Source organism: Azovibrio restrictus DSM 23866, assembly GCF_000429665.1.
In the GTDB taxonomy this organism is placed as follows: Bacteria; Pseudomonadota; Gammaproteobacteria; order Burkholderiales; family Rhodocyclaceae; genus Azovibrio; species Azovibrio restrictus.
In genome coordinates, this window is record NZ_AUCH01000004.1 from 139,623 (window position 1) to 165,623 (window position 26,001).

General features: G+C 63.1%; 23 protein-coding genes and 1 tRNA gene. 10 read left to right on the forward strand and 14 right to left on the reverse strand.

Going from position 1 to position 26,001, the window contains the following annotated elements:
- Window positions 1-44 precede the first annotated feature (44 nt).
- The 8 genes from G474_RS23190 to G474_RS0105710 all read right to left on the reverse strand — a co-directional run bounded on the left by G474_RS23190 (window position 45) and on the right by G474_RS0105710 (window position 7,942).
- Entirely contained in the window at window positions 45-776 is a 732-nt protein-coding gene (locus G474_RS23190; protein WP_156919161.1) for a hypothetical protein, read from the reverse strand.
- A gap of 33 nt (window positions 777-809) precedes the next feature.
- Window positions 810-1,295 (reverse strand): hypothetical protein, encoded by a 486-nt coding sequence (locus tag G474_RS23195; protein ID WP_156919162.1) that lies wholly within the window; start codon window positions 1,293-1,295, stop codon window positions 810-812.
- 86 nt (window positions 1,296-1,381) lie between these two features.
- Entirely contained in the window at window positions 1,382-1,636 is a 255-nt protein-coding gene (locus tag G474_RS0105695; protein WP_026686134.1) for a hypothetical protein, read from the reverse strand.
- A gap of 315 nt (window positions 1,637-1,951) precedes the next feature.
- The gene (locus tag G474_RS0105700; protein WP_156919163.1) at window positions 1,952-2,698 is read right to left on the reverse strand and encodes a hypothetical protein; all 747 of its coding nucleotides are present in this window, start codon (window positions 2,696-2,698) and stop codon (window positions 1,952-1,954) included.
- A complete protein-coding gene (locus G474_RS23200) occupies window positions 2,691-3,083 on the reverse strand; it encodes a hypothetical protein (RefSeq protein ID WP_156919164.1) in 393 nt (130 codons plus the stop codon). Before G474_RS23200 ends, G474_RS0105700 begins: the two co-directional genes overlap by 8 nt.
- Before the next feature lie 84 nt (window positions 3,084-3,167).
- On the reverse strand, window positions 3,168-4,874 hold the full coding sequence (locus G474_RS22440) for an AIPR family protein (protein WP_156919165.1): 1,707 nt from the start codon (window positions 4,872-4,874) through the stop codon (window positions 3,168-3,170).
- A gap of 472 nt (window positions 4,875-5,346) precedes the next feature.
- Window positions 5,347-6,180: a class I SAM-dependent methyltransferase gene (locus tag G474_RS0105705; RefSeq protein ID WP_026686136.1), complete on the reverse strand. Its 834-nt coding sequence runs from the start codon at window positions 6,178-6,180 to the stop codon at window positions 5,347-5,349.
- A 67-nt stretch (window positions 6,181-6,247) separates the two neighbouring features.
- On the reverse strand, window positions 6,248-7,942 hold the full coding sequence (locus tag G474_RS0105710; protein ID WP_026686137.1) for an AAA family ATPase: 1,695 nt from the start codon (window positions 7,940-7,942) through the stop codon (window positions 6,248-6,250).
- Between the two features lie 158 nt (window positions 7,943-8,100).
- Here G474_RS0105710 and rlmF point away from each other — a divergent pair, with 158 nt between their 5' ends.
- Window positions 8,101-9,072 (forward strand): 23S rRNA (adenine(1618)-N(6))-methyltransferase RlmF, encoded by a 972-nt coding sequence (gene rlmF, locus G474_RS19715; RefSeq protein ID WP_051281927.1) that lies wholly within the window; start codon window positions 8,101-8,103, stop codon window positions 9,070-9,072.
- An 88-nt stretch (window positions 9,073-9,160) separates the two neighbouring features.
- Here rlmF and G474_RS0105720 read toward each other — a convergent pair whose 3' ends face one another.
- Together G474_RS0105720 and G474_RS23205 are read right to left on the reverse strand one after the other, a co-directional pair.
- Window positions 9,161-9,544: a hypothetical protein gene (locus G474_RS0105720; protein ID WP_026686138.1), complete on the reverse strand. Its 384-nt coding sequence runs from the start codon at window positions 9,542-9,544 to the stop codon at window positions 9,161-9,163.
- A complete protein-coding gene (locus G474_RS23205) occupies window positions 9,541-9,864 on the reverse strand; it encodes a thiosulfate sulfurtransferase GlpE (RefSeq protein ID WP_026686139.1) in 324 nt (107 codons plus the stop codon). Before G474_RS23205 ends, G474_RS0105720 begins: the two co-directional genes overlap by 4 nt.
- A 129-nt stretch (window positions 9,865-9,993) precedes the next feature.
- Here G474_RS23205 and G474_RS0105730 point away from each other — a divergent pair, with 129 nt between their 5' ends.
- On the forward strand, window positions 9,994-11,766 hold the full coding sequence (locus G474_RS0105730; RefSeq protein ID WP_043463408.1) for a SagB/ThcOx family dehydrogenase: 1,773 nt from the start codon (window positions 9,994-9,996) through the stop codon (window positions 11,764-11,766).
- Between the two features lie 70 nt (window positions 11,767-11,836).
- Here G474_RS0105730 and G474_RS0105735 read toward each other — a convergent pair whose 3' ends face one another.
- On the reverse strand, window positions 11,837-14,125 hold the full coding sequence (locus G474_RS0105735; protein WP_026686141.1) for a TonB-dependent receptor: 2,289 nt from the start codon (window positions 14,123-14,125) through the stop codon (window positions 11,837-11,839).
- A gap of 361 nt (window positions 14,126-14,486) precedes the next feature.
- Here G474_RS0105735 and G474_RS0105740 point away from each other — a divergent pair, with 361 nt between their 5' ends.
- Both G474_RS0105740 and G474_RS21895 read left to right on the forward strand, forming a co-directional pair.
- On the forward strand, window positions 14,487-15,809 hold the full coding sequence (locus tag G474_RS0105740) for a replication-associated recombination protein A (protein WP_026686142.1): 1,323 nt from the start codon (window positions 14,487-14,489) through the stop codon (window positions 15,807-15,809).
- Window position 15,810: 1 nt separating this feature from the next.
- A complete protein-coding gene (locus G474_RS21895; protein ID WP_026686143.1) occupies window positions 15,811-16,278 on the forward strand; it encodes a hypothetical protein in 468 nt (155 codons plus the stop codon).
- A 6-nt stretch (window positions 16,279-16,284) separates the two neighbouring features.
- On the opposite strand, the gene G474_RS0105750 is transcribed toward G474_RS21895, so the two are convergent.
- Both G474_RS0105750 and G474_RS19725 read right to left on the reverse strand, forming a co-directional pair.
- On the reverse strand, window positions 16,285-17,472 hold the full coding sequence (locus G474_RS0105750) for a phospholipase A (RefSeq protein WP_051281929.1): 1,188 nt from the start codon (window positions 17,470-17,472) through the stop codon (window positions 16,285-16,287).
- Window positions 17,473-17,528: 56 nt separating this feature from the next.
- Entirely contained in the window at window positions 17,529-18,422 is an 894-nt protein-coding gene (locus G474_RS19725) for a M14 family murein peptide amidase A (RefSeq protein ID WP_051281932.1), read from the reverse strand.
- Between the two features lie 175 nt (window positions 18,423-18,597).
- On the opposite strand from G474_RS19725, the gene serS reads away from it, so the two are divergent.
- Window positions 18,598-19,887 (forward strand): serine--tRNA ligase, encoded by a 1,290-nt coding sequence (serS, locus tag G474_RS0105760; RefSeq protein ID WP_026686145.1) that lies wholly within the window; start codon window positions 18,598-18,600, stop codon window positions 19,885-19,887.
- On the opposite strand, the gene mltF is transcribed toward serS, so the two are convergent.
- On the reverse strand, window positions 19,871-21,355 hold the full coding sequence (gene mltF / locus G474_RS0105765) for a membrane-bound lytic murein transglycosylase MltF (RefSeq protein ID WP_169729496.1): 1,485 nt from the start codon (window positions 21,353-21,355) through the stop codon (window positions 19,871-19,873). The two genes, serS and mltF, sit on opposite strands and share 17 nt — an antisense overlap.
- A gap of 11 nt (window positions 21,356-21,366) precedes the next feature.
- Between mltF and G474_RS0105770 the strand changes: the two genes are divergently transcribed.
- The 5 genes from G474_RS0105770 (at window position 21,367) to G474_RS19730 (ending at window position 25,993) form a co-directional block, all read left to right on the forward strand.
- Window positions 21,367-21,459: transfer RNA gene (locus G474_RS0105770), tRNA-Ser, on the forward strand.
- A 476-nt stretch (window positions 21,460-21,935) separates the two neighbouring features.
- On the forward strand, window positions 21,936-22,544 hold the full coding sequence (locus G474_RS0105775; protein WP_156919167.1) for a hypothetical protein: 609 nt from the start codon (window positions 21,936-21,938) through the stop codon (window positions 22,542-22,544).
- Between the two features lie 79 nt (window positions 22,545-22,623).
- On the forward strand, window positions 22,624-23,016 hold the full coding sequence (locus G474_RS0105780; protein ID WP_043463349.1) for a Fur family transcriptional regulator: 393 nt from the start codon (window positions 22,624-22,626) through the stop codon (window positions 23,014-23,016).
- A gap of 141 nt (window positions 23,017-23,157) precedes the next feature.
- A complete protein-coding gene (locus G474_RS0105785; protein WP_084513584.1) occupies window positions 23,158-24,927 on the forward strand; it encodes a PHA/PHB synthase family protein in 1,770 nt (589 codons plus the stop codon).
- 148 nt (window positions 24,928-25,075) lie between these two features.
- Entirely contained in the window at window positions 25,076-25,993 is a 918-nt protein-coding gene (locus G474_RS19730) for an ADP-ribosylglycohydrolase family protein (protein WP_051281936.1), read from the forward strand.
- The last annotated feature ends 8 nt before the right edge of the window (window positions 25,994-26,001 follow it).

Consider the following 26,001-nt stretch of genomic DNA (forward strand, 5'->3'; position numbering starts at 1 on the left):
GGATGCTTTTGTTTTTTATTTTTTTATGTGAGCAATGCTGTTCCTCAAGGCCATGATGATATCGTGCAGGTATCGTGAAACGACCTGGGAAACCGAGGGATATCATGAATTGCACTGATATTTTCAAACAACCAAGGGTTGGCAGTTATTTTTGGGGATGCCACTTTTTTGTATGGCCCTCCTGGGAGAGCCCAATCGAAGACATAAAGGCCAATGGCTGCATAGTCTTCCCAGATGTTTGCTGTGCCGAGATGAGGGGTAAGTATGTTTTCAGAAATGGCGGTGTGCTGAATATGGTTATTTGCAACTGAATCGGAATAAAAGCCCTCGCCAGCAGTTGCAAACAAGGCAATGTTGCCTTCGCTATCGAGGGAAAACCAGTCAAACTCTATGCCTCTCAGATCAGGTGGCATGTCACAATTTATTTTTGCGCGCACCTTGGAGAGGAAAATTAGAAATGCCAAACGATGTTTACAGTTTGGGCAGTAAAAATCTTTGGCAAGGCTAGGTTGTTCTACTTTTTGAATGAGTTGGAGTGGGTAATCTGGATGTGGCCCTGCTGGAAGGCCAAAATAATCCGGATGGTACGAGCCAAAATCCGCATCGCAAAAATCGCAGAGCACCAACTCGTGACCCCAGATCGAAAAGACATGATATTCGTGCTCACCTCTCTCGAATTCTTCAAGCTCTGAGGGAGAGTGTCCGCAATCGAAACATGGAGCAACGGCACGCTCTTCTAGTGAACTTGCACAAATTGGACAGAGGGGGAGTTTCATGAGGTTTAATGTGCGAGGTGAGGGGCCGGCGGGTCAGGTGGCTTTTGTACGGGAAGATTCAGCCCATTTTTCTGTAGTGCGGAAGTTTCCGAGACCGACGGTGTCAAACTCGTCCTTTCCATCTTCAGGGGTAACACCCAAGATACGCAATGCTCGGCTAATCGGAGAATTTGGCCATACACCAGAATAGGGTGTTGAGGAAGGTGAAAATATTAATTCGCCCCCAAACCACACCATGGCATCCTGACCTCCTTGGCCTCCGAAGTAGAACGTCGTAACAAAGGCGACAGGAGTAGCGCGCGAGATATCTGTCGCGAGTGCTGCTGTGCCAGCACTTAGTTCTTCAAGTATGGTTGGCCGTGCATTGCCTGGGTGAGAATCCAGTTCGACCGCCAATGCGTGGGTGACGGGAAGTAGTGCGAGTCCTTGGGGAAGCTGACACAGCGCAGCTTCCTTCAAAGACCGCACATGGCTTTGAAGGTAATCGGATTTGGCAATAAGCGCTTTTACGTCGTGCATGGGAGTTGCCTGCCTACCTTAATCGCTAGAACGCGTTACGAGAACCGGGGGAGAGAAACCTCTGGCTTCCTGATTGGGTTGCTGTATCAAAGCCCCCACCTCTCACGAATTGCTTCCTTCATCACCGCTTCTGTATCGACGCCCATTTCCTTGAGCTTGGCTTTAAATACCTCGATATGCCACCAAGGGCAGCTGGAGTCTTGGCACGGCGTATCCGGGTCTCCTTCGTGTTCGAACTCTAAATGGAAGCAGAGCCAATGCATTTGCTCGAACAAATCATATTGCTCGGCGCTGACAACGACTGGCTTGTTGCAGCGCTTACATAGCTTCGGTTCCGTCATGTTTTTCCTGCACCTGGAAGGTTGTCACTTTTCTATTGCAACCCACGGTTGTTCTGAAATTCATAATACTGAAATTGCCAATTACGGAAAGCGGCCAAATAAGGCGCGTACGTGAAACCGGAAAATACTGGTAAAACCCAAGACTTTCACGGCCAATGGTCTGAAATCGCCTGTTTCCAATTTGTTTCATGATGCCCTGTAAAAACCTCAGGTTGTTCAGAGGGTTATTGAAGATCGCTAGGGGGTAACAAAAATAAAGGCAAATGATTTTTTGAGGTTTGGCATGGTTTTTTTCTAGAGAAATTTTATTAGATATTAGAATGTGTACCAAACGTAGTCGTCTTCACTGCGATGTAATATGTCTCCACAATTTGAGGTAATGAGATGGCGGCGAATTGGCTGCTCGCCGGTGATGATGGAGTCGATGATTCGCCCTGCATACCATTCTGGAGCCTTGCCAGCCTTGGGGTATTTGATGTAAATTTCCTCGCAACAGGCTAGGTCGATGAATGCGAAAACTTCCACTGTGAAATATTTGTTGCCATAGCCAAGAGCCCGTTCAAAAATATTTAGTTTGAACGGTTTTTTTCTTTCTGGAGCAATGTTTTTCTTTGCGATATTGATGTCGATAGCTTCGATGCTTCTGCTCGGAATTATTCGTACATTTCCGGCGCCATATTGAATGATTGAGAATTCGCTCTGCAGGAACGTGTTGGGTACTCTCTCAATGTCTTGATCCGAATTTATGGGGTAGATCGCTTCTTTTTGAAGGTTGGAGATGGACTTTGAAAGGACGGCATCTTTGACATCGTCTGATGTCCAGCTCTGCTGAATTAAGAAAGTCTTCACATAGGTCTTGTATTTATTGCTGCGTCTAGATGATTCCATTTCAGCGGTGAGCAAACTCTTAATAGTCTGTGTGCGCAATTCTTCTGCGCTAAGCATTGAACCATTTCGGTAGCAGCGTCCGGTTTCTTTATATCCGTATAGAGATACCATAATAAGGCTGGCAATGAGGGCAGACAGTGCCGGTATGAACATGAACCCTAGCCGTTTACGCATGGGGCACCTGTGAATTATGGCTTTGGCATGTATGTGTCGTGTTTTTGGGGAGTTCAGGAACTTCTTCAAAGTGAGTTTCGCTAGTTGGCCCATCAATTAGCTGGGCAACGTTGTAGATAGTGTCCACTTGGGCCTCGCGAATAACATCCATCAAGTCATCGGGGTCGATTCCCTTGTTTAGGAGTCTCAGAACTGCATCACCGCCTATTACCGGCAATTGCGAGAGGTTCGTCTCGTCAACGACCAGGCTCCAAAGGCCACGTACTAGCAACTCAGATAACAGAGAATGGGCGTCGAACCCTGAAAGATCATTGACGATAGATTCAGCTTGCTTGTGCTCGACACCCAGGCGCTGAAGTTCTTCCACAACTGGTTGATGTTTCATTGGCTGGATGCCTGTGGTTCGCCATCACCGGCGCGCAAACGCGGAGCGCAGCGGAACTTTTGCGCGTCCGAGTGGATGGCGTTGTTAGCCTTCTGCTCTGAGTACTTGCTCATAAATCGACTGTCGCTTTAAGCGATCTTCGCTTACTTCGCCTAGATCACGATATGTTTCGCAGCATGCAAGAACCAACGCCTTAAACTCTCTTGGCTTATCAATCACCATATCTATGATTTTTTGTGACCACTGCTCAATCTTCCTGTTTCGTAACGCCGGGCGGGGTGAGCCAGCAATTCTATGTGACAGCAGCGACATAATATGCCATTTAAATCTTCGCGCCTCCGGCGGAATCTGTTTATTACTGAACAGCATCGCCATTCTGTAGTACACCAAACAGCTTGTATAATAAATAATTTCTCGATTTTCTTCGCTAAATGCGGTGCTAGATATGCTTCTGTCAGAAAATATTTTTCGCGGAAAACGGTATGAAAGATCGGGCCGATCAAGGTACACGGCAGAAACGCAGCGTGCGAGAATTTTTAGATCGAATACCTTTACACCAGGAACGCCTTGGCCCACGTATTGCCTATCTCTACGTTCGAAATAGAGACGGTTTTCATCCTCGGTGAAAGAATTGAAATACGTTTCAATCCTGCGCGCGACAGGTTGTAGAGAAAGAAATTGGTCGTCATCAATCTTTGTTTGGCTATTGGTTGCGCGCACTAAGTCCGTGAAAACGTCTTCGCTATCAGTCTCAATAACCTTTAAAGAAACCATCATGTCATCACTAAGGTTATCCTTATTAATCCACAGAACATTCGATGTTTGACAACCGTTAACGATTTGAAAATCAACGAATGTAATGCTCAACCCTTGAACCCTGACATCCGGACTAACAATCGTGATCCCATTATTTAAAACAGGGAAACGCGAATGCGATTCATCACTTCTAATTGTTTCCCCAATTGCGCTATTGACAGGGTTGTCTGGCCCAAGAAATGCTCTTACGTTTTCTTCGAATACGTGCATTCGAAGCCGCCCCGTTTCATCGGAGAGCATATTGTCTACAAACTTCTTCGCTGGCACCACCGCGAGATACGCTTCCTCAACACCCGCGATGTTTGGCAATGCGGCTACCGAAAATGCATCCACTCTTGCTTCAATAGGCGCAGCCGTCATTTGAAACGCGCGCCCGATACCCTCTCTATCAAGAATTTCGTAATCAACCGAAGAAAAGTATCCCTCGTCAACAAGTCTGGCTATTAGCTCAGTCTTTGCCCGCTCGACTTCCTCTGGCGCTAGATATCTTCCGGTGTAGGAAAACCGAATAACAAGACCCAATTTTCCGTCGCGAATAGACCCGGCCTTATCTACCGCAGCCATGTAGACATCCTTGGCATTAGCTTCAATCGCGTCCTTTGGCGCATCTCTGAAGTTGTGGCAAAATCTTTCTATTGCGGCATGGAACTTCAAAATTTCGCCTAAATCGATGTTTTCGGAAGTCTTTGCTTGGACAAGAATTACCTTCGCGTCATGATTTCGTCTTCCATCAGCTAATATCTCTTCGCAGTCTTCACGGGAAAGCATAACTTCTTGATCGATTATTACTGCAACGCCGTCTAGCCCGTCATCTCCGGTAGTTGTTGTTATATCAGCCAAATCATAGCTTTCGACGACCTCCGGGGTCACTACACAATGATTTACTAGGCGCTCAAATTGATCAGCCTCGTCCATTTCTTGGAGTTGGTAGCTATCTACAAAATCGCGTAGTAACGCAGCGACGATTCTATGCACAATTTTTCTCCGAATAACTCTTGCTGAGGCTAACGTAAAGTCGATTTCATTATTGATGCAGATTCCGCCGTGCTGCCATCCATCCTTGCCGATGTTTCAGGTGCAGTCTGGCGGCTGTGTGGCTTTGGAATGGGGGACGAATTATTTCCAAGGATAGATGGCGGCAGAACATGGCGTGCTGCGGGGATATGCGGCGTCATCGCCATCCATTCTGGTTTGCCGCCGTATACGCTGGGGAACATGATGCCTCCAGAGCTCCTGGTCATGGGTGAAGGGTTTTATTTACGCTGGGTATGACACGGAAGCAAATCAATCCGCGACTTTGCCGGGGCGTCTTCGGGGCGTGATTTGCCGCTAGCGCGACAGCATAAGGATGGCGCGTTCTTATGTCGAGTGGGTGCGTTGCCAGGGAGGGCCTGGCGGGGTGGGGTTTTCGGGCTGGTGCCGCCCTGGGGTGGGCGGGGGGGGCTTGTCAGTAGATGAACCGGTGCCGCAGGCTTTCCAGGTTCAGTTCCTGCAGGATGGCTTCGGCCCGTTCCCGGGCGTCCCGGCGGGGGCCGCCGGTTTTGCTGGCGATGATCAGCTCGTTCTTCATGGAGTGTTCCCAGCCCACCAGTTCCGTTACCGTCACCTGGTAGCCCCGGGCCTGCAGCAGCAGGCAGCGCAGCACGTTGGTCAGGTGGCTGCCGAATTCCCGGGTGTGGATGGGGTGGCGCCAGAGTTCAGAGAGGGGGGTTTTGCTGAAGGATTCGTTCTTGTGCTGCCGCAGGGTGGCGGCCACTTCGGCCTGGCAGCAGGGGACCAGCACGATGAAGCGGGCCTGCTTGGCCAGGGCGAAGCGGATGGCGTCGTCGGTGGCGGTGTTGCAGGCGTGCAGGGCGGTGACCAGGTCCACCTGGGCCGGCAGTTCCGGGGTGGCGATGGATTCCTCGACGCTCAGGTTGAGGAAGCCCATGCGGGCAAAGCCGAGTTTTTCCGCCAGTTCCCGGGATTTCTGCACCAGTTCCGGCCGGGTTTCGATGCCGTGGATGTGGCCCTGCTCCCTGGCCTTGAGGAACAGGTCGTAGAGGATGAAGCCCAGGTAGGATTTGCCGGCGCCGTGATCGGCGACGCAGTAGTCCTGGCCGTCGGCGGCCAGTTCGGCGAGCAGGGGTTCGATGAAGTTGTAGAGGTGGTACACCTGCTTCAGCTTGCGCCGGGTGTCCTGGTTGAGTTTGCCGTCCCGGGTCAGGATGTGCAGGGCCTTGAGCAGTTCGATGGACTGTTCCGGGCGGATTTCGGGGATGGGGGGCGCAGCCTTGGACATGGGCAACCGGCAGTGGGGCAAAGCCGGCATTCTAGGCCCTGGGGCGCCAATGCCCAAGCCGGGGGCGTCAGGCCTGTTCCAGGGCCCGGAACATGGCGCAGCGGCGGAACACCTCTTCCGTGGGGGGCAGCTGTTTCTGGTTGCAGTATTTGGCGCTCAGCTTGGCCAGGCCCTTGATGTCCCGGCCCGAGGCCTGGGGGAAGATGTCGGGCAGGCGCTGGAGCAGCGCCGGGGCGATTTCCAGGCCGAACTGTGCGGCCATGACGGCCCAGATCCGCAGCCGGTCATCCCGGCTGGGGGGATGAAAGCGGATCAGGGCGATGCAGCGGGAGACGATGGCTTCGTCGATGTCATCGACCCGGTTGGTGGTGAGGAACAGGAGCCCGTTGAAATATTCCAGCACCCGCAGGAAGACGCCGACCACCGCGTTCATGGTGATGTTGTCGTCGCGCCGCTTGATGTACACGTCGGCCTCGTCGATGAGCATCACCGCGCCCCAGCGCTGGGCGCGGGTCAGCACCTCCTTCAGCGTCTTTTCCATCTCCGCCACATTGAGGCCGAGCTGGCCGGAGTGCACCCGGTAGAGGGGCCGCCGGATGATCTCCGAGTACACCTCGGCAGTGAGCGTCTTGCCCACCCCCGGTGGCCCGGCGCAGAGCACCGTGGTGCCGCCCGACTTGCCGGCGACGATGTCGTCCATCAGCACGTCCATCTCGGCGGTGAGGATATCGATCAGGTCGGTCTGTTCCGGCGGCAGCACCAGCTTGTCCTTCAATTCCGGCTGGTAGGCGTAGGGTGCCATGTCGTCCACATGCACCCAGACGTAGTGGTGCAGGTCCAGGTGGAACATGAGGATGTAGAAATGCACGGGCAGTTCGGTGAACAGGCCCTTGGCGATGCCGTCCCGGGTGTCTTCCACCTCCGCCTCTTCCTTGCCCGAGAGCCGGGCGTTGCGCTGCACCCGGCGCACGAACCTGGCCAGGATGTCGCCGGTGGCGTCCATGCTCAGCACCCGCTCACCCAGGATGCCCTCGTCGTTTACCAGCCGCGCCGGGCTGCCGGTGGAGGAGAGGATCACCTGATCCTTGCGGGCGTAGTCGGTATCCCGGTGGGTGGCGTTCGGGTTCTCGGCAAACCAGCCGGTGCCGGTGCCGGAAAACTGGGCCCCGTAGCGGGCCCGCCAGTCGAAGTAGCGGGCCGCGTTTTCTTCGTAGCTGGCCAGGAGGGCCGGGGTCTCCTTGACGTAGCCCTTGGCGGCGAGGAGTTCGGCCACACTGCGGCCGGCGATGTCGGGGCCGGAAATGCGCAGGGTCACCGCCGCCATGCGGGCCCGGGAGTTGGCCTTTAGCTCCAGGTGAATCCGGCCGCTTTCCTCTTCGGACGGGGGCGTGTAGTCCAGCCGCGCCACCACCCAGGCCAGGGGCTTGCCGGTGATCGCTGCGGAAAACAGCCAGCCCCGGGTGGCGTCCTCGGCCAGGTAGCGGGCGATGGCTGGCACCGCCATTTCCAGCTCCTCGGCCTGGAACCGGTGTCCCGGAGTGGCCAGTGCCTGGCGCAGGGTGGCGATCTGGGCGGCCCGGGCCCGCTCCTCCCCGTTGCCTTTTTCATAGCGTTGCTGCAGCAGGTCCAGCTCCCCGGCCTGGAGCGCCGCGAAGGGGATTTCCACCCGGTTGCCAAAGCGCAGCTGTTCTCGCAGGAACTCCAGGCGGGGAAAGGCCTGCAGCATGGCTTCGGCGTGGGGACGATCGATCTGCAGCTTCATCGGTGCGGCTTCCGGAGGGCGATGGAGCGGGGAAAGCCAGTTTCATGCCTTCCTGGTTCTCATGGAAAGTCCATGGAAAACAATGGATTGCCCGCCTGCACCTTTGTCGGGCTTGCGACACATGGGACAATTGCCCCCCGTTTCCGGAAACCTCCCCCATGCACCCGCGCAACAAGAATGCCGACGGCTATGACCTGGCCGCCCTGTGCGCCACCTCGGCGGCCCTCGCCAAGTACCTGAAAACCAGCCCGGCCGGGACGCCGACCCTGGATTTCGCCAACCCGGCGGCGGTCAAGGCCCTGAACCGGGCCCTGCTGCTGCACCACTACGGCATCCAGGGCTGGGACATTCCCCAGGGTTACCTGTGCCCGCCGATTCCCGGCCGGGCCGATTACCTGCATGTGCTGGCCGACCTGCTGGCCAGCTGCAACAAGCAGCACATACCCACCGGCCCCGGCCTGCGCGGGCTGGACATCGGCACCGGCGCCAACCTGGTGTATCCCCTTATCGGTCAGGCCGAATACGGCTGGTCCTTTCTGGGCGTGGACATCGACGCGGCGGCCCTGGCCAATGGCGGGAAAATCCTGGCGAAGAATCCCGCTGCTGCCGCGGCCATCGAGCTGCGCCACCAGCCGGTGTGGGAGCATATCTTCACCGGCATCCTGCGCTCCGGGGAGCGTTTCGACTTTTCCCTGTGCAATCCGCCCTTTCATGGCTCTCCCGACGAGGTGCTGGCGGTCAGCCAGCGCAAGTGGAACCAGCTGGGCAAGCCGGGGGCGAAGCGGGGGGCGGCCCAGCCCCGCCTCAACTTTGGCGGCGGCGGCACCGAGCTCTGGTGCGAAGGGGGCGAGCGGGCCTTCATCAGGACCATGATCGAGGAAAGCGCCCGGATTCCGAAGCGGGTGCTGTGGTTCACCACCCTGGTTTCCAAGGCCGACAACCTGGTGCCCATCGAGGCGGCCCTGAAGCAGGCCCGGGTGGTGGAGTCGCGCATCCTGCCCATGGCCCAGGGGCAGAAACAGAGCCGGGTGGTGGCCTGGACCTTCTGCGGCAACGGGGAAAGGGAAAAATGGCGGCGCGAGCGCTGGAGCAGCCCGGCGGCCGGGGAGGGCAGGGCGGCAGAGGGCTAGGTGCGCCCGGGGGCTGAGGTCCGCAGAGGGCTGAGGTGTGCTGGGGGGGCTGAAACGGGCCGCCGGGAGGCCAGGCCGCGCCGCCCTGTCAGGGCTCCAGTCCCGCGTCGGCCTCCTGTTCCGGCAGCAGGCCCTGGGTCCGCAGCCGCGCCTTGAAGGCCTTCATGACCGGGCGGGAAATGGCGCTTTCGGCCAGGACCCGGCGCTCGTAGAGCAGCTCCTTCAGGCTGTCGTCCGCCGTCTGGCGGGCCCGGGCGATCAGGGCATGCAGCTCCACCCCGAAGCGCAGGCCCGGGGTCTGGCCGCGCTGCACCTCCAGGGCGTCGTAAAGGGCCGTCATGCGCTCCTTTTCTCCGGGTGCCATCTTGCACTTGCCGTCCAGGATCTTCAGCATCACTGCAGTGGCGCAATCCACCTCGCCGGGCTCCAGGGGATGGGCGGCCAGCCAGGCCGCCACCTGTTCCTGCTTCATGCGTCGGCCGCCAGGGCGGCGAGCAGGGCCGGGTAGCCGCCGTCTACGCTGTACACCCGGCTGTAGCGGAAGTCCGCGAACATGCGCGCATAGGCCTGGCTGCTCTGGCCCTGGTAGCAATAGATGAGCACCGGGTTTTCCCGGGGCAGGCGCTGCATCCAGGCGGCCAGCCGGGTTTCATCCAGATGGGCGGCTCCCGGGGCGTGGCCGCTCCGGTAGCTCCGGGCGTCGCGCACGTCAAAGAGGGTGAGGCCGGGTTCGTCCCGGATCAGGCGGGCGGCTTCGGCGCCCGGGATGCATAGGTAGGCTGGCTGTGTCATGGCAGGGCTCCTGGGGTTTTCTCCGGCCATGCAGGGATGATGCCAGGGGCGAAGCGCCGGAAAAATCCGGGCACGTCCCTTGCTGCTGGCGGTCCAATGGGGATTCACCCCTCCAACCAAGGCCGTTTCATGTCGGATTTCCCACAAGCCTCCCCCCTGCTGGCCTACCACCAGCGTACCCGGCACCATTTCGAGGCCTACGCCGAGGGGCCCGGGCAGCTGGACTGGGACGCCCAGCCCGATCCCTTCCGCCACTATGCCGGGGCGCCCCGGCTTTCCCTGCCCCTGACCGGGGACCGTTACGAACGCCCCTTCGCTACCCTGGACCAGCCGCACCCGTCGCCGGTCCTCCCCGACCTGCACAGCCTGGGCGCCTTGCTGGAGCTGAGCTTCGGCATTTCCGCCTGGAAAAGCTGGGGTGGCAACCGCTGGGCCCTGCGCTGCAATCCCTCCTCGGGCAACCTGCATCCCCTGGAAGCCTATCTGCTCTGCGCCGGCCTGCCCGGGGTGGCCGACGGGGTGCATCACTACGAGCCCCGGGAACATGTGCTGGAAACCCGGGCCCGGGTGCAAGGCCCGCCGGCCCGGCCCTGGCTCGCCATCGGCCTGAGCAGCGTCATGTGGCGCGAGGCCTGGAAATACGGGGAGCGGGCCTTCCGCTACTGCCAGCTGGATGTGGGGCACGGCATCGGCGCCCTGGGTTACGCCGCCGCCCTGCTGGGCTGGCGCCTGGCGCCCCTGGCCTGTCCCGGAGGCACCCTGGCCAGCCTGCTGGGGCTGGACCGGGAAGCGGACTTTCCCCCGGAGCGGCTGGCCTACACGGAGGCGGAGGAGCCGGAAATCCTGCTGGCCCTCCAGGGCCCGGGGCTGGAGGCGCCGCCCGGGGACTGGCCAGCCTGGCTGGAGGGAGCCCTCTGGCAGGGCCGCCCCAGCCGGGTGGATCCGGCGCCCGGCTACCGCTGGCCGGTGATCACCGCAGCCGCCGCCGCCAGCCGCGCTCCCGATCATGGGATTTCCGGCGGGGCAGGGGAGGCGCTGCCGCCTCGCTTACCGGATTCTGGCCCGGATTTCAGCCCAAGTTCCGACCCGGAGTCCGAGGTCGCCGTCGTGCTTTCCGGCCCGGGGGCAGGGGCTCCAGTCGCGATTCCCGGCCCGGGCTCCGGGGCCGTTCCCCGCATTCCCGGCCCGGGGCCGGGCGCTGCCGCATTGATCCGCCAGCGCCGCAGCGCCCAGCGCTTCGACCCGCGCCAGTCCCTGGCGGCGCCGGACTTCTACCGCATCCTGGATGCCCTCCTGCCCCGGGCCCGGGCGCCTTTCCTGGGCCAGGAGGCCGCCCCGGCCGTGCATCTGCTGCTCTTCGTGCAACGGGTCCGGGGCCTGCCGCCCGGCTTCTACCTGCTGCCCCGGGAACCCCGGAGCGGGACCGAGCTGCTGGCGGAGCTGGCCGCCGGCGATGGACGCTTTGCCGGCCACCGGCCGGTGCCGGAACTGGACCCTGACTGCCCGGCCCAGCTGGGCCTGGAACTGCTGGCCGGGCTGGAGCTGCAGGAGCTCCAGCGCCTGGCCCGGGCCCTTTCCTGCCACCAGGACATCGCCTCCACCAGTGCCTTTTCCCTGGCCATGCTGGCCGACTTTTCCCGCCTGGGCCCGGAAGGCCATGCCTATCGCCGCCTGCTGCGGGAAGCGGGGCTGATCGGCCAGGCCCTGTACCTGGAGGCCGAAGCCGCCGGGGTGCGCGGCACCGGCATCGGCTGTTTCTTCGACGAACCGGTGCGCCAGACCCTGGGCCTTCAGGACGCCCGCTGGCAGAGCATCTACCACTTCACCGTCGGGGCGCCGGTGCCCGATACCCGCATCGAAACCCTGCCCGCCTATCCTTCCCGCTCCCAGGAAAACCCATGAAGCCCGGGGCCTGTCGTTTTCTTCCCGGGAGTCGGGCAGGAGGGCAGGCCGGGCTCTGCGGCCGGCGGGATCAGAATTTCAGGCTGGCCTGGGCAAACCAGGCGCGCCCTTCGGTGAGTACCGAGTTGTAGTAGCGCTCGTCGGTCAGGTTGGAAATGGCGAGGCTGAGATCCAGGTTGCGATTGACGTGGTAGCCGAGCTTGGCATGCACCAGACGATAGGCGTCGTAGGAACCATAGACCCCGCGCACGTCATCGGAGTTGTCGGAGTTGAAATAGCGGGATGAAGCGTACTGGTAGGCCAGGGTGCCGAAGTAGCGGGAATCATCGTAGTTGAGGGCCAGGTTGGCCATGTGGCGGGGCACGGAAGTCAGCTGCTTGCCTTCCGAGGCCGGATCGCCCTTGTTGCTGAGAATCTTCGTGTCCAGGTGGGTGTAGTTGGCCATGAGCCGCAGGGAGGGGGTGAGCGGTTGCGTCAAGGCCAGTTCCAGGCCGCGGATTCTGGCCTTGCCCACATTGACCCGGTCCACGACGCTGGTGGTGGAGTTGACCACGGTGGTCATGGTCGAGTGCATGTCGGAGATTTCGGTCTGGAAGACATAGGCCTTCATCAGCCCCTGGTTGGCCGTACCCTGCTCGATACCCAGGTCTATGGTCTGGCTGGTTTCGGGTTTCAGATTGGGGTTGCCCTGATAGGTCGTCGTCACGCCGCCGACGTTGCGCGAGTAGTTCCGCGTCAGGTCCCGGATGTTGGGGGCATTGAAGGCGGTGCCCCAGGAGGATTTGAGCATGGTCCGTTCCAGCAGCTGATAGCCCAGGGTCAGCTTGGGGGAGATGTTGTCCTTGGTGCTGGAGGGATGGGCCTTGTTCAGGGCCGGGTTGGCGGCATTGGCCGGGGTGCTCCGGTCATAGGTGAAGCCGTCGTGGAAATGCCAGTTTTCATAGCGGGCCCCCAGAGAGGCGGACAGTTTGCTGCTGACCGGAATCTGCCAGTCGCCAAACAGGGCAATGACGCGCTCCTGTCCGCCGGAAGTGGTGGTCTTGCCGCCCGTTCTGCTGCCTTCCTGGGTGTAGTTGCCGAGGTTGTAGGTGTCCGCAACGCTCTTGGTGGTCTTGAGCTGGGTTCCGAGCAGGAGGATGGTGTCCCCCAGGGGCTGTTCGAGCAGCGCGTCGAAGAGATGATTCTCGGAATAGCGGGGGGTGAGCACCCCGGCGCCGCCATCCAGGGGGCTGGTTGCCCCGGCCTGGACGGTCCGGTTGGCGGTGGTGTACCACTCGTCCACCCGGATTCCGGCATACCGGAGCGACAGGCGGGAGTTGGCGAAGCGGTGCTTCCACCCCAGTGTCGCCACCTCGTTGGTCATGTCGTTGATGCTGCTCGAGAAGCTGGATACCGGCACCACCGTGGTGCCATAAAGGGTCTTGCCCGCGCTGTCGCGGAGCTGCGATTCGGGGTCCTGATACTGGTTGTGGATGTTGGAGCGGGTATAGGAAAAATGGACGCTGTCCCGATCCGTGGCCTGCAGTTCGGCGCGAATTCCCAGGTCCTGCTTTTCCTGTTCGCCCCGGCCGGTGTTGCCGACCAGGTAACGGATGCCCCCGGTGGGGCTGCTGACGCGCTCCGCCCCGGTGACGCCGCCCACGTTCGGGTTCCCGGTGGACATGACCATGTCGGAGCGATAGCCGTCCGAGTTCATCCAGCCGTAGGAAACCTTCACCTTGAGGACATCGTTGAACTTTTTCGCGGCCGAGAGATAGCCGCGCATCAGGGCCTTCTGGGCGCGTCCATCCTCGAAGGCCTCCCCGTAGCCGAAGCTGGCCCGGTATTCCTCCTTGTCGGGCATGGCCGTGACGAAGTTGATGACCCCGCCCATGGCGCTGCTGCCATACAGGCTGGAGAAGGGGCCGCGCACCACTTCCACCTGCTGCAGGTCCTCCACATTGACGCCGCCCAGCACCTGGTTTTCCCCGGCATAACTGGTGGAAATGGGGACGCCGTCCACCAGCACCATGGTTCTGCCGCTGCCCGATACGCCCCGGATCGACATGCCCGGCACCATGTCGGACTGGCCGCGCAGCTGCCCGGTGACCACGCCTTCCAGGCCGCTCACCAGTTCCTTCAGGCTGGCTCGCGGCGTGTTCTCGATATCCTTGCGGCTGACCACCGAGACGCTGCCCGGGGCATTTTCCAGCTTGATCTCGGTACGCGTGGCCGTGGTAATGACCACCGGCAATACCGCTTCGGATTCGCCCGGCTCGGCCTGGGCAAGGGGCGCCAGGCAGCTCAGGACGGATGCGGTGCACAGGGCCAGGGGACGCAGCTTGCCCGGGAATTTGCCTGGGGTCGGAACAGTGTTCATGAGTGGATTCCAGATTTCGATTGATGGGCCCCCGGGGCGGAGCGCTTGCTGGCGGCCTGCTGGCGGAGCCAGTCCCGGTTGGGCGCGCATGCTATCCACGGGGATATGCCCCGGGAATGCGACAAGTTGTCGCAGCCCCCCGCCCATGGGCCGGGCGGGGGGAAAGTGGCAAATCGCCGCAGCCCGGCGCTGGTCTGAAACAGGGGCAGTGTCCGGCCCTTGCCTGCCTGCCGGGGCCGACTTCCTGCGCTGCGGCAGCGTCGCTGCCTGGGGGCCGGCACCGGGTCCGGAGTGCTCCAGCGGGTTGCCAAAACCCCGCATTTCTCTGAAGATGCCCCTCCCGCCGTCTGCCCCGCCCGCCATGACCGATCTCTTCGCCGCCGCCGAGCCGCCCAAGTCCGCTTTTCAGCCCCTGGCGGAGCAGCTGCGTCCGGCCAGCCTGGACGAGGTGGTGGGGCAGCAGCACCTGCTCGGGCCGGGCAAGCCCCTGCGGCTGGCCTTCGAGGCGCGCCAGCCCCATTCCATGATCTTCTGGGGGCCGCCGGGGGTGGGCAAGACCACCCTGGCCCGGCTCATGGCCGATGGTTTCGACTGCGAATTCATCGCCCTTTCCGCCGTCTTTTCCGGGGTCAAGGAAATCCGCGAGGCCATGGCCCAGGCCGAGGCCAGCCAGCGCCTGGGGCGGCGCACCATCCTCTTCGTGGATGAAGTGCACCGCTTCAACAAGTCCCAGCAGGACGCCTTTCTGCCCTATGTGGAGTCGGGCACCATCACCTTCATCGGCGCCACCACCGAGAACCCCTCCTTCGAGGTGAATTCGGCGCTCCTGTCCCGGGCCGCCGTGTATGTGCTCAAACCCCTGAATGAAACGGAGCTGGGCCAGCTCTTCGACCGGGCCCGGGAGCGGGCCCTGGCCGACCTGAATTTTGCCGGGGAGGCCAGGGAACGCCTGATCGGCGTGGCCGACGGGGATGCCCGTAAGCTCCTGAATCTGCTGGAGCAGCTGCGCATCGCCGCCCGTGGGGCCCGCATCAGCGACATCGACGGGGAGTTCGTGGCCTCGGCCCTGGCCCAGAACCTGCGCCGCTTTGACAAGGGGGGCGATGCCTTCTACGACCAGATTTCCGCCCTGCACAAGTCGGTGCGGGGCTCCAGTCCGGACGGGGCCCTGTACTGGTTCGCCCGCATGCTGGACGGGGGCGCCGACCCCCGCTACCTGGCCCGGCGCCTGGTGCGCATGGCCTGGGAAGACATCGGTCTGGCCGATCCCCGGGCCGCCCGGGTGGCTCTGGATGCGGCCGACACTTACGAGCGGCTGGGCTCGCCGGAAGGGGAGCTGGCCCTGGCTCAGGCGGTGATCTATCTGGCCGTGGCACCCAAGTCCAATGCCGGCTACATGGCCTGGAACGCGGCCCGGGCTTTCGTGGGCAAGGACAAGTCCCGCCCGGTGCCCGAGCACCTGCGCAATGCGCCGACGAAACTGATGAAGGAACTGGGCTACGGTAAGACCTACCGCTACGCCCATGACGAGCCGGAGGCCTACGCCGCCGGGGAAAACTACCTGCCCGAGGGCATGGGCGAACCCGGCTGGTACCAGCCCGTGCCCCGGGGGCTGGAGGCGAAGATCGCCGACAAGCTGGCCCATCTGCGCGCCCTGGACCGGGCCGCCGGGAAGGAGGACTAGCATGGGGCGCCGCTTGCCGCTGTTGCTGGCGGGGCTGCTCTGGTCCCTGGGGGGATGGGCAGCCGAGGATCTGTGTCTGGAGCAGGAGCAGGTGCTGTTTGCCTGCCATACGGGCAAACGCCTGGTGTCGGTGTGCGCTTCCCGGGGCCTGAGCGAGTCGGCCGGCTACCTGCAGCTGCGCTATGGCCAGCCCGAGGCGGTGGAGCTGGTCTGGCCCGAAGCCTCCTTTCCCCGCCACCACGTGAGCCAGGGGGAGCTGTTCTACAGGGGCAAGGCGGGGCGCTACCTGCGTTTCACCATGGACCGGACCCGCTTCGTGGTGTTCAACGTCAAGGACCGGGACAGCGGCCTGGTGATCGAACAGGACCGGGCGGTGATCAGCAAGCAGCTCTGCCAGGGCACGCCCACGGTGCATTTCCAGGGGCTGCCCCTGCCCGTGACCGAGCTCCTGGCGGTGAGCAGCCGCTAGCCGCGGCTAGCGGACGATGGAAAACCCGACCCGCAGGGTGGGGTCCTGGCGGATGTTGTAGTCCAGCAGGCTTTCCCCGTAGCCGCTGAAGAGCTGGAAGTGGAGGAAGCCGCCGGTGCGGCTGAACAGGGGTTCCCGCAGGGGGACGGAGAGGTCCAGCTGGCCGCTGGCATAGCCGCCCGTGCCCTGGCGCAGACGGGCCCCCAGCATCCAGCCCCGTTCGTGGCCGTAGCGCAGGATCCAGTCCGCGTGGCCCCGGTAGCGGGCGATGTCCGGGTTGTCTTCCTTTTCCAGATAGTTGTAGAACTTGGGCGCGAAGATCAGGCTGCTGCCGTCGGCCAGGTCCCGCCGCCACACGGGCTGGATGAACAGGGTGTCGATGCTGCGGGAACTGAGCCCGTCCTTGCCGTTCGATTCGTGTTCGTAGCCGCCGCGCCAGTAGCCGGGCAGCAGGGCATGGGCCGGCTCCAGCTTGCCCTGCCAGAACAGGCTGGGGCGGTAGCTGGTGTCGTGGAAGGGCTTGGATTCCCCGTGCAGGTCCCAGAGGGAGGTCTGGGTGTAGCCCAGGTGCATGCTCCCGAGCAGGGGCAGCAGCCGGGCGGGCAGGGATTCCCGGTCGAACAGCCGGTACTTGAAGCTGAGCTGGAAGCGGGCATCCAGGCCCTCCCGGCCGCCCAGGACGAAGTACATGGGTTCGTGGGCCGAGAGGGCGGGTTCGTCCTCCGGGATCGGGTCCAGGGGCGCTGCCGGCCGGGCGGGAGCCGGGCCGCTGAGCTGCTGCAGGGCGTCTTCCCGGGGCGGCGGCGTGGTTTCCGGGGCTGGTGCGGCCAGCAGGGCCAGCTGGTTCGAGGGCTGCTGCGCCAGGCTGGCGCGCAGCACGCCCTGGAGCTGGGCCGGCAGCCGGGCCTGGTAGCGGCGCCGCTGGGGCGTGCCCGGGTCAGCCGCCTGCAGGGGCAGGTGGCTGATGCTGCCGTCTGACCGGTGCAGCTGGAGTTCCAGCTGCTCGGGCCAGGGGCCGGCCCCGTCGGGGGGGATGACTTCCAGTTCCAGCAGCTGGCCGGGGCGGATGTCCGCCCTGGGGGTGGCGATCAGCCAGTCCTGGCCGGCCTGGGCAGTACCGGGGAGCTGGGCCAGCAGCGGGCCCAGCAGCAGCGCCAGCAGGGGGGCCGGGCGGCGGGACAGGGTGGGGCGCATGGAAAACCTCGCAAGGGGTCCGGAATTCAGGGGAACCCAGGGTAACTCAGGATGGCTCAGGATAGGGTCTGGGGCACGATGTGCTTCTTGATCCAGGCCAGCATGTCGTCCCAGATCTGGCGCTGTTCCTTGGGGGCCGGCATGGCGGTGGCGTTGGGCAGTTCGATGGTGATGACCGGAATGTTCTTGTGTACCCCGCCGAAATTGCCCAGGGAGCCGGGATAGACCCCCAACCGGTTCAGGTTGAGGCGGCCGAAGCGGCGGGGCTCCTGGGCCGGGCCGTCATAGTCGAGGATGCCGTAGGGGGCGTGGATGGAGACGATCACATCCGGCTTGAAGCGCTCGATTTCCTGGTGCAGCCAGCGGGTTTCCGGTTCCGACATGGGCTTGGTGCCAGGGAAGCGGCGCGGGTCTTCCTTGGTGCGCTGCTTCCAGTAGGGCAGGGCGTCGGCAAACCAGTCCGGGGTGGGGAAGTTGCGGTTCAGGTCCACCCCGTTGCCGTTGGTGCGCCGGGAGGGCCGGGCCAGGAGCCCGTCGGGATTGGAAAGGGGGGCGATGCGCCAGTGGTACTGGCGGGCTTCGGCTTCTCCCAGCCAGTCCATCCAGCGGAAGACGATGGAGACCGAGGTGAGCTCGTCCCCGTGGATGCCGCCGATCACGAAGATCCGCGCCGGCCGCTGCTGCACCGGCTTGCCGGTGTTGGTCTTGAGGGCGGAAAGCTTGAGGGGGGCGGCGGGCACGTCGCGGATCATCAGGGGCCGGCCCTGGACCGAACGCATGTTGCCGGGCTCCAGGCCCAGCTTGCGGCAGGATTCCGCCTCCACGCTCCGCAGGCGCTGGGCCAGGGTGTCGCACCAGCTCAGGGTTTCCGGATGCTGGGCAAGGGCGGGCAGGGCGAGGCTGGCGAGCAGGAAGGTGGCGGCGATCCGTTCGGGCAGGCGGCAGGACATCGGCAATCGGGACGGGAATGCGGGAAAGCCCGTAAGGATAAGCCCTGGGACCTGCCAGGGAAACCTCCTGGGTCCGTTTTTACCTTTTGCGGCAGCCGGTCCGGCGTGCCGGGCTCGCGTATAATCGCCCCTTTGGCGCCGTCTTGGCCCGTTCAGCCTCCATCAGAAGATTCCCATGCTCGATATCCAACTTCTCCGCAGCCAGCTCGATAGCGTGGCCCAGCGCCTCGCCACCCGGGGCAAGGCCATCGACTTCAGCGGCTTCACCGCCCTCGAAAACGAGCGCAAGACCCTGCAGACCCGGACCCAGGAGCTGCAGAACCAGCGCAACACCCTGTCCAAGCAGATCGGCGTCCTCAAGGGCAAGGGGGAGGATGCCGCGCCCGTCCTGGCCCAGGTGGCCGAGATCAAGGCCGAACTGGAAGCCGCCGAAGCCCGCCTGACGGAACTGCTGGGGCAGTTCAACGCCATCCTGGCGGCCCTGCCCAACCTGCCCCATGAGTCCGTGCCCCTGGGGGCGGACGAGACCGGCAACGTGGAAGTGAAGCGCTGGGGCACGCCCCGGGCCTTCGATTTCCCGGTCAAGGATCACGTGGACCTGGGCGAATCCCTGGGCCTGCTGGATTTCGCCGCCGCCGCCAAGATCGCCGGGGCCCGCTTCTCGGTGATGAAGGGCCAGCTTTCCCGTCTGCACCGGGCCCTCGCCCAGTTCATGCTGGACACCCACACCGCCGAGCACGGCTACACCGAGGTTTACACCCCCTACCTGGTCAATGCCGACAGCCTGTTCGGCACCGGCCAGTTGCCCAAGTTCGAGGAAGACCTGTTCAAGGTGCCCCGGGGCGAGGAGGCCGCGCCCCTGTACCTGATCCCCACCGCCGAGGTGCCGGTCACCAACATCGTCCGGGATGAAATCCTGGCCGCCGAAGTCCTGCCCCTGAAGCTGGTCTGCCACACCCCCTGTTTCCGCTCCGAAGCCGGTTCCGCCGGCCGGGACACCCGCGGCATGATCCGTCAGCACCAGTTCGACAAGGTGGAGCTGGTGCAGATCGTCCATCCGGAAAAGTCCTGGGAAGCCCACGAGGAATTGACCCGCCACGCCGAAGTGATCCTGGAGAAGCTGGAGCTGCCCTACCGCCGCATGACCCTGTGCACCGGCGACATGGGCTTTTCCTCCGCCAAGACCTATGACCTGGAAGTCTGGCTGCCGGCCCAGAACACCTACCGGGAAATCTCCTCCTGCTCCAACTTCGAGTCCTTCCAGGCCCGCCGCCTGCAGGCCCGTTACCGCAACGAGAAGAACAAGCCGGAGCTGGTGCACACCCTGAACGGTTCCGGTCTGGCTGTGGGCCGCACCCTGGTGGCGATCCTGGAGAACTACCAGAACGCCGACGGCAGCATCACCATCCCGGCGGCGTTGCGGCCCTACATGGGCGGGGCCGAGCTGATCAGCCCGCTGGCCTGATCTCCTTCTTGCTCAGCTTGAGGCCAGTCCCGCCGGGGCTGGCCTTTCCTTTTGGATTGCCGCTCTCGCCCATGCCTTCCTGGATGTCTTCCAGGGGGCGGTAGGGCAGTTCGTGACGCAGCAGGATGTCGTAGAACATGCGGATGTTCTCCACCATCACCACCGCCTCGCCCCCCCGGGCCCGGCCGGATTTCAGGCGGCTGTAGTACTCGGGGCGGGACAGGAGCGGCAGGACCTTCTTCATCTCGAACCAGGAGTCGGGATCGGCGCCCACCTGCTTGGCTATGGTGCGCGCCGCATTGAAATGGCCGGGCCCCACGTTGTAGGCGGCCAGGGCCTGCCAGGTCCGGTCCGGCTCCGGCGTGCTCTCGGGGATGTAGCTCTTGAGTAGATTCACGTAACGGGCTCCGGCCAGGATGCTCTCCCTGGGGTCCAGGCGGTTCGAGACCTTGAGCCGGTCCGCAGTTTCCTCGGTCAGCATCATCATGCCCCGTACCCCGGTGGGACTGGTGTTCAAGGGGTCCCAGTGGGATTCCTGGTAGGACAGGGCCGCCAGCAGGCGCCAGTCGATCTCGGTTTCCAGCTGCGCCTGCTTGAAGAACGCCCGGTATTTGGGCAGCAGGGCGCTGATGCGGTTGATGAAGGTCACCACGTCCATCTGCCGCAGCCGTTCCAGGTGGCCCAGGTAGCGGTCGCGCAGGTAGGTCAGGGTGGGGCTCTGGGTGAGTTTGGCGATGAAGGCCTGGGCCCGGTCGAAAACTTCCGGATTGCCGTCGGCGGGGAACAGCCAGGCGATGGGATGGGCGGCGCCGATTTCCAGGCCCGGTTGCAGCATCGGGTAGAAGTTCAGGCCCATGTCCAGGATGGCCCGGTCCACCAGGACGATTTCCACCTGCCGTCGGGCCAGGGCTTCGAGCAAGTCCAGGGGGGTTTCCGAGGGATAGGCCTCAATCTTCAGCCCGGGAACCTTGCCCTGCAGCTCCTGCAGCGCCCGGTACTGGCGGCTGCCCTTGCTGGCCACCACGGTCTGCCCTTCCAGGCTTTCCAGGTTGCGGATCGGCAGGGCCGCCTCGTGCCGCACCAGCACGTCGGTGCTGGTGAAATAGGGATTGCTGTACTTGAACTGGGTATCCGGCGACGGCGTGAGCCAGCCGGCGGCCAGGTGGCCCTCATGCCGGGCCAGGCGCTCCCGGATCTCGTGGCGGGGCACCACCACGAAGCGCACCGCTACCCCCAGCTCGGCAGCGAACAGTTGCACCAGGTCGTGCTCCAGGCCGCTGGCTTCTTCTCCTTCGGCACCGCTCTCGTAGGTCAGGGGGCCGGGATGGGTGAGCACCACCAGCTCCTGGCCCGGGGTGGGAAAGGGCAGGGGCCGCCCGCAGCCGGCCAGCACCAGCGCCGCCAGGCCCACGCCCAGCAACGCCAGACGCCCTCCGAGGGTGAAGCGGGCGGTCAATCGTGCTATCATCCGCGCCTTCCGGAGAGGTACCGAAGTGGCCATAACGGCGCCGACTCGAAATCGGATGGTCGGGTAAAACCGGCACGCGGGTTCGAATCCCGCCCTCTCCGCCAGCCCCTTTCTCCCCCTGGGCCATCAGCCGCTTCCCCAAGCGGCTTTTTTGCGACCCGCTCAGGCCGGGGCTCCGGGCAGCCGACGGCAAGGCCCGTGGCCAGCCCAGGCCGACGGCTTTCCCGGTGCCGGATAGGCGTCGTGCGCAACCCTGTGAACATTCCCCGTCCTCCTGATTATTGTTACCTGCTTGTTGTACCTGCGATCCGCCATGGCCCTGGTGCCCGGGATTGTACATCCTATGACGTTAGGGTAAATCGGGGCTGGGCCGGAAGGCGGATTTCCCGGATTCTAGCAGGAGCGGTTTTTGCCACCTCTCCGCGACCAGCGCAGTGGCTTCCTGGCGCGTGATGTGGGTCTCTGGGCCATCAGTCTTTGTCGCGAGCCTCTGCGTAAGGCGTTCCGGAGCACCGGCTATACCCATGTATGATGATGGGGTTTTTGCCCCTGTCCCGAATCCCGTTTTTCTGGTCGGCCCATGCTCTCACGAAGAAAATTCAATTCCGCTCTGTCTTTAGTTGCCCTTCTCCTTATGTCGGCTGGAAAAGCCTGGGGACAGGGTTCGAAAGCCGAGGCGGAGAAATGGTTCAAGGATTTGCAGGACATGATCACCCGGCCTTACCCGAAGCGCGTGACCAGTTCGCCCCTGGCGGGCATGGGGCGAGAGTCCATGGATCGACACCTCGTGGCCACCCCGCGCCGCAAGACGGCTCTATTCCTGCAGCAGTCGGGGGACTATGAAAATGACCGCCATATGAACGAGGACATGGAGTTCGCCATGGAGAAAGCCATCGGCGCATGCTATGCGGTCCTGTGCAAGCACATGGCCGCCAAGTATGGTCCGGCGCTGAGCACCACTGGGGCTGGCCTGCCTCTGCAGCAGCGGATCAGGCCGGATGCCGATGACGAGGTGCTTCGCCTCAAGAGCTACGAGACCGGCGCTTATTACGACAACGGGGACTCTGGCAAGGCCAGTTTCTGGAAGGTAGGGGCTGACTATGTGTGCATTCAGGAGGTAAGGATTCGTGGCGATGGTGATTTCGAGTTCTACGTCATCGCCACCATGACGCCGCCCGAACCCGCATAGTCGGGATTGCCCTAGCCCTTGCTCCATCGCCGGCATGGGGGCAACAGGATTATCAGGACAGGAATGCTAGGATAGCGCCATGTCACAACCAGAACGTTCAACCCAGCAGCGGGCCGCGATCATGGCGGTGTTCCGCGATCACCCCCACCCCATGCTGCCCGGGGATGTCCAGCAGCTGGCCAGCAGGATCAGTCCGAGGCTGGGGATTGCCACCGTCTACCGGAACATCAAGAGCCTGGTGGCGGAAGGATGGCTGGAGGCCGTCCATCTGCCCGGCGAGAATCCCCGCTACGAGCTCCGGGACCGGCCCCACCACCACCATTTCCAGTGCCGGACCTGCGGCCGGGTGTTCGATATTCCCGGCTGCCCCGGCACCCTGGAAAACCTGGCGCCGCCGGGCTTCCTGGTGGATGGCCACGAGCTGACCCTGTACGGGGTGTGCGGCGAGTGCCGGGCCACCGCAGGCGCCTGAGGCCGGGCGAAAACTCCCACACAAAGGCATGATGGCCGATGCCCCAGGGCTGGCTTTGGCGCAGTCCTGGGGGTATCTTGACGGGCTTGTCCAATGATCTTCCTGGCTGGCCAGGAATGATATCCACAGGAGAGCAACATCATGACGAACGCGAAAGAGGCGGCTCCGGCTGCTGCCGTCAGCCCCAACCCGGCGACCGAAACGCCCAATCCGGCCATCCGCAAGACGCCGCTGGACATCAAGGTCCTGGCCAATGTGGCGCGGCTGACCGGCTCGGTTTCCCCCATGTCCCTGTTCCTGGCCATGGCCGATTGGGCTGGGCACCTGGCCTGGGCCCCCGGCAAGCGTCTTGATCTGCTCAGCATGGCCTATGTCCAGGCCCAGGCCCTGTGGCAGGAAGCCCGCAACCAGGACGGGGCCCCGGCAGGGCGGCCGGACCGGCGTTTTGCCGATCCTGCCTGGCAGACCTGGCCCTTCAACCTGCTCAGTCAGGCCTTCCTGGCCAACGAGGCCTGGTGGCAGGCGGCCACCACGGGCATTCCCGGGGTGTCCCGCCACCATGAGCACGTGATGTCCTTCATGGCCCGGCAGATGCTCGACCTGTTTTCTCCCGGCAACTATCCCCTCACCAATCCGGTGGTGCTGCAGAAGACCCTGGAGACCGGGGGCGCCAACCTGGCCCAGGGCATGCGCAATTTCATCCTGGACCTGGAGCGCCAGACCAACGGCCATCCCCCGGCGGGCACCGAGAACTTCGTGGTGGGCCAGGATGTGGCCGTCACCCCGGGCAAGGTGGTGTATCGCAACGCCCTGATCGAGCTGATCCAGTACGCTCCGAGTACCGAAAAGGTGCACCCGGAGCCGGTGCTGATCGTGCCGGCCTGGATCATGAAGTACTACATCCTCGACCTGTCGCCCCACAACTCCCTGGTCAAGTACCTGGTGGACCAGGGCCACACGGTGTTCTGCATTTCCTGGAAGAACCCCGGCATAGCGGAAGCCTCCCTGGGCATGGACGACTACCTGGCCCTGGGGGTGGAAGCGGCCCTGGATGCCATCAATGCCATCGTGCCGGAGCAGAAGGTCCATGCCGCCGGTTACTGCCTGGGGGGAACCCTGCTTGCCATCGCCAATGCGGCCATGGCCCGGGACGGCCAGGAACGCCTGGCCTCCATGACCCTGTTTACCGCCCAGACCGACTTCACCGAACCGGGTCAGCTGGCCCTGTTCATCGACGACAGCCAGCTGGCCATGCTGGAAGCCCAGATGCGGGATACCGGCTATCTCACTGCCGGCCAGATGGTGGGCGCCTTCCAGCTGCTCAATTCCTACGACCTGCTCTGGTCCAAGATGGTCAACGAATACCTGCTCGGGGAACCGGCGCGGATGAACGACCTGATGGCCTGGAACGCCGACGCCACCCGCATGCCGGCCCTGATGCACGCCCAGTACCTGCGCCGCCTGTTCCTCAATGACGACCTGTCGGAAGGGCGTTACCCGGTGCGGGGCAAGCCGGTGGTGCTGTCGGACATCCGTACCCCCACCTTCTGCGTCGCCACGGTGACCGACCATGTGGCCCCCTGGCGCTCGGTGTACAAGCTCCATTACCTGACCCCGGCGGAAATCACCTTCGTGCTCACCAAGGGCGGCCACAACGCCGGCATCGTCAGCGAACCGGGGCGGCCGCGCCGGGACTACCAGATGCAGGAACGGCCGGCCGGGGGCAACTACGTTTCCCCCGACGACTGGCTGCAGCAGGCCCCCCGCCATGAAGGCTCCTGGTGGACGGCCTGGTCCGCCTGGCTCCAGGCCCGTTCCGGCGCCCCAGTGAAGCCGCCCCGCCTGGGTGCGGCCCAAAAGGGCTACGCCCCGCTCATGGACGCCCCGGGCACCTACGTACTGGAAAAGTGACAGCCGTCTCCGGCGCCCTGGGGGGCCGGAGGCTTTCAGCTGGAGAACACAGGGCCTGTCACCCCGGAGGCAAATTCCGGAGGTGACAGGCCCTGTTCATGGGGCTGCCGGGGCCAGGCCGGATAAGGCCAGAGGAGGCGTTTCGTAATTGGAATCCGAAGATCAGTTCGAGGGTTGTGTGCTGGGCCTGGCACTTGGCGATGCCCTGGGAGCGCCCTTTGAAGGGGGGGCGGTCGAGCGTCTCCTGTGGCGCTTGATCGGCACGACCAGGGCGGGAGAGATGCGCTGGACGGACGACACCCAGATGTCGGTCGATGTGGCGGAATCGCTGCTTGCCCGTGGAGCGGTGGATGCCGACGACCTGGCCCGGCGCTTTGCCCGGAGTTACCGCTGGAGCCGGGGGTATGGGCCGGGGGCGGCAAGGGTGTTGAAGAAGATCGCCGCCGGACAGGACTGGCAGCTGGCCAACAGATCCGTCTATCCGGAAGGCTCCTATGGCAACGGCGGCGCCATGCGGGCGCCGATGCTTGCCCTTTTCTACGCCCGGCGCCCCGATGCGCTGCTTGAGGCCGTGGAGCAGGTCACCCTCATCACCCATGCCCATCCCCGGGGCGTCGAAGGGGCGCTGCTCGTGGCGACGGCCACCCTGCTGTCCCTGCGGCAGGCGGACCCGCTGGAAATCCTGCTGGCTGCGGGGGCCTGTTCCCGGCATGTGGAGTTCACCCGGAGCATCGACATCGCCGCCACCTGGCTGGCCGCCGGAGTCCTGCCCAAGCCTCGGCAGGTAGCGGCGGAGCTGGGGAACGGGATCGCAGCGGCCAGGTCCTGCGTGACGGCCCTCTTTGTCGCCCTGAGCTTTGCGGACCGACCCTTTGATGAGATGCTGGACTTTGTCACCCGATGCGGCGGCGACACGGACACCCTGGGGGCGATGGCGGGGGCCGTCTGGGGAGCAAGACGAGGAAAAGCCGGGCTGCCCCTGGAAAAGCTGCGCCGCCTGGAGCAGGCAAGCCGGCTTTCGACCCTGTCCCGGGCCCTGTACTCGGGGCGCTGCGCTGCCGCCTGAGCCTGCAG

Excerpts from the sequence above, each read along its gene's own strand:
- G474_RS23190 (WP_156919161.1), bottom strand. The coding sequence starts at position 776 with ATGAAACTCCCCCTCTGTCCAATTTGTGCAAGTTCACTAGAAGAGCGT.
- G474_RS23195 (WP_156919162.1), bottom strand. The coding sequence starts at position 1,295 with ATGCACGACGTAAAAGCGCTTATTGCCAAATCCGATTACCTTCAAAGC.
- G474_RS0105695 (WP_026686134.1), bottom strand. The coding sequence starts at position 1,636 with ATGACGGAACCGAAGCTATGTAAGCGCTGCAACAAGCCAGTCGTTGTC.
- G474_RS0105700 (WP_156919163.1), bottom strand. The coding sequence starts at position 2,698 with ATGCGTAAACGGCTAGGGTTCATGTTCATACCGGCACTGTCTGCCCTC.
- G474_RS23200 (WP_156919164.1), bottom strand. The coding sequence starts at position 3,083 with ATGAAACATCAACCAGTTGTGGAAGAACTTCAGCGCCTGGGTGTCGAG.
- G474_RS0105705 (WP_026686136.1), bottom strand. The coding sequence starts at position 6,180 with ATGTCCAAGGCTGCGCCCCCCATCCCCGAAATCCGCCCGGAACAGTCC.
- G474_RS0105710 (WP_026686137.1), bottom strand. The coding sequence starts at position 7,942 with ATGAAGCTGCAGATCGATCGTCCCCACGCCGAAGCCATGCTGCAGGCC.
- rlmF (WP_051281927.1), top strand. The coding sequence starts at position 8,101 with ATGCACCCGCGCAACAAGAATGCCGACGGCTATGACCTGGCCGCCCTG.
- G474_RS0105720 (WP_026686138.1), bottom strand. The coding sequence starts at position 9,544 with ATGAAGCAGGAACAGGTGGCGGCCTGGCTGGCCGCCCATCCCCTGGAG.
- G474_RS23205 (WP_026686139.1), bottom strand. The coding sequence starts at position 9,864 with ATGACACAGCCAGCCTACCTATGCATCCCGGGCGCCGAAGCCGCCCGC.
- G474_RS0105730 (WP_043463408.1), top strand. The coding sequence starts at position 9,994 with ATGTCGGATTTCCCACAAGCCTCCCCCCTGCTGGCCTACCACCAGCGT.
- G474_RS0105735 (WP_026686141.1), bottom strand. The coding sequence starts at position 14,125 with ATGAACACTGTTCCGACCCCAGGCAAATTCCCGGGCAAGCTGCGTCCC.
- G474_RS0105740 (WP_026686142.1), top strand. The coding sequence starts at position 14,487 with ATGACCGATCTCTTCGCCGCCGCCGAGCCGCCCAAGTCCGCTTTTCAG.
- G474_RS21895 (WP_026686143.1), top strand. The coding sequence starts at position 15,811 with ATGGGGCGCCGCTTGCCGCTGTTGCTGGCGGGGCTGCTCTGGTCCCTG.
- G474_RS0105750 (WP_051281929.1), bottom strand. The coding sequence starts at position 17,472 with ATGCGCCCCACCCTGTCCCGCCGCCCGGCCCCCCTGCTGGCGCTGCTG.
- G474_RS19725 (WP_051281932.1), bottom strand. The coding sequence starts at position 18,422 with ATGTCCTGCCGCCTGCCCGAACGGATCGCCGCCACCTTCCTGCTCGCC.
- serS (WP_026686145.1), top strand. The coding sequence starts at position 18,598 with ATGCTCGATATCCAACTTCTCCGCAGCCAGCTCGATAGCGTGGCCCAG.
- mltF (WP_169729496.1), bottom strand. The coding sequence starts at position 21,355 with ATGATAGCACGATTGACCGCCCGCTTCACCCTCGGAGGGCGTCTGGCG.
- G474_RS0105775 (WP_156919167.1), top strand. The coding sequence starts at position 21,936 with ATGCTCTCACGAAGAAAATTCAATTCCGCTCTGTCTTTAGTTGCCCTT.
- G474_RS0105780 (WP_043463349.1), top strand. The coding sequence starts at position 22,624 with ATGTCACAACCAGAACGTTCAACCCAGCAGCGGGCCGCGATCATGGCG.
- G474_RS0105785 (WP_084513584.1), top strand. The coding sequence starts at position 23,158 with ATGACGAACGCGAAAGAGGCGGCTCCGGCTGCTGCCGTCAGCCCCAAC.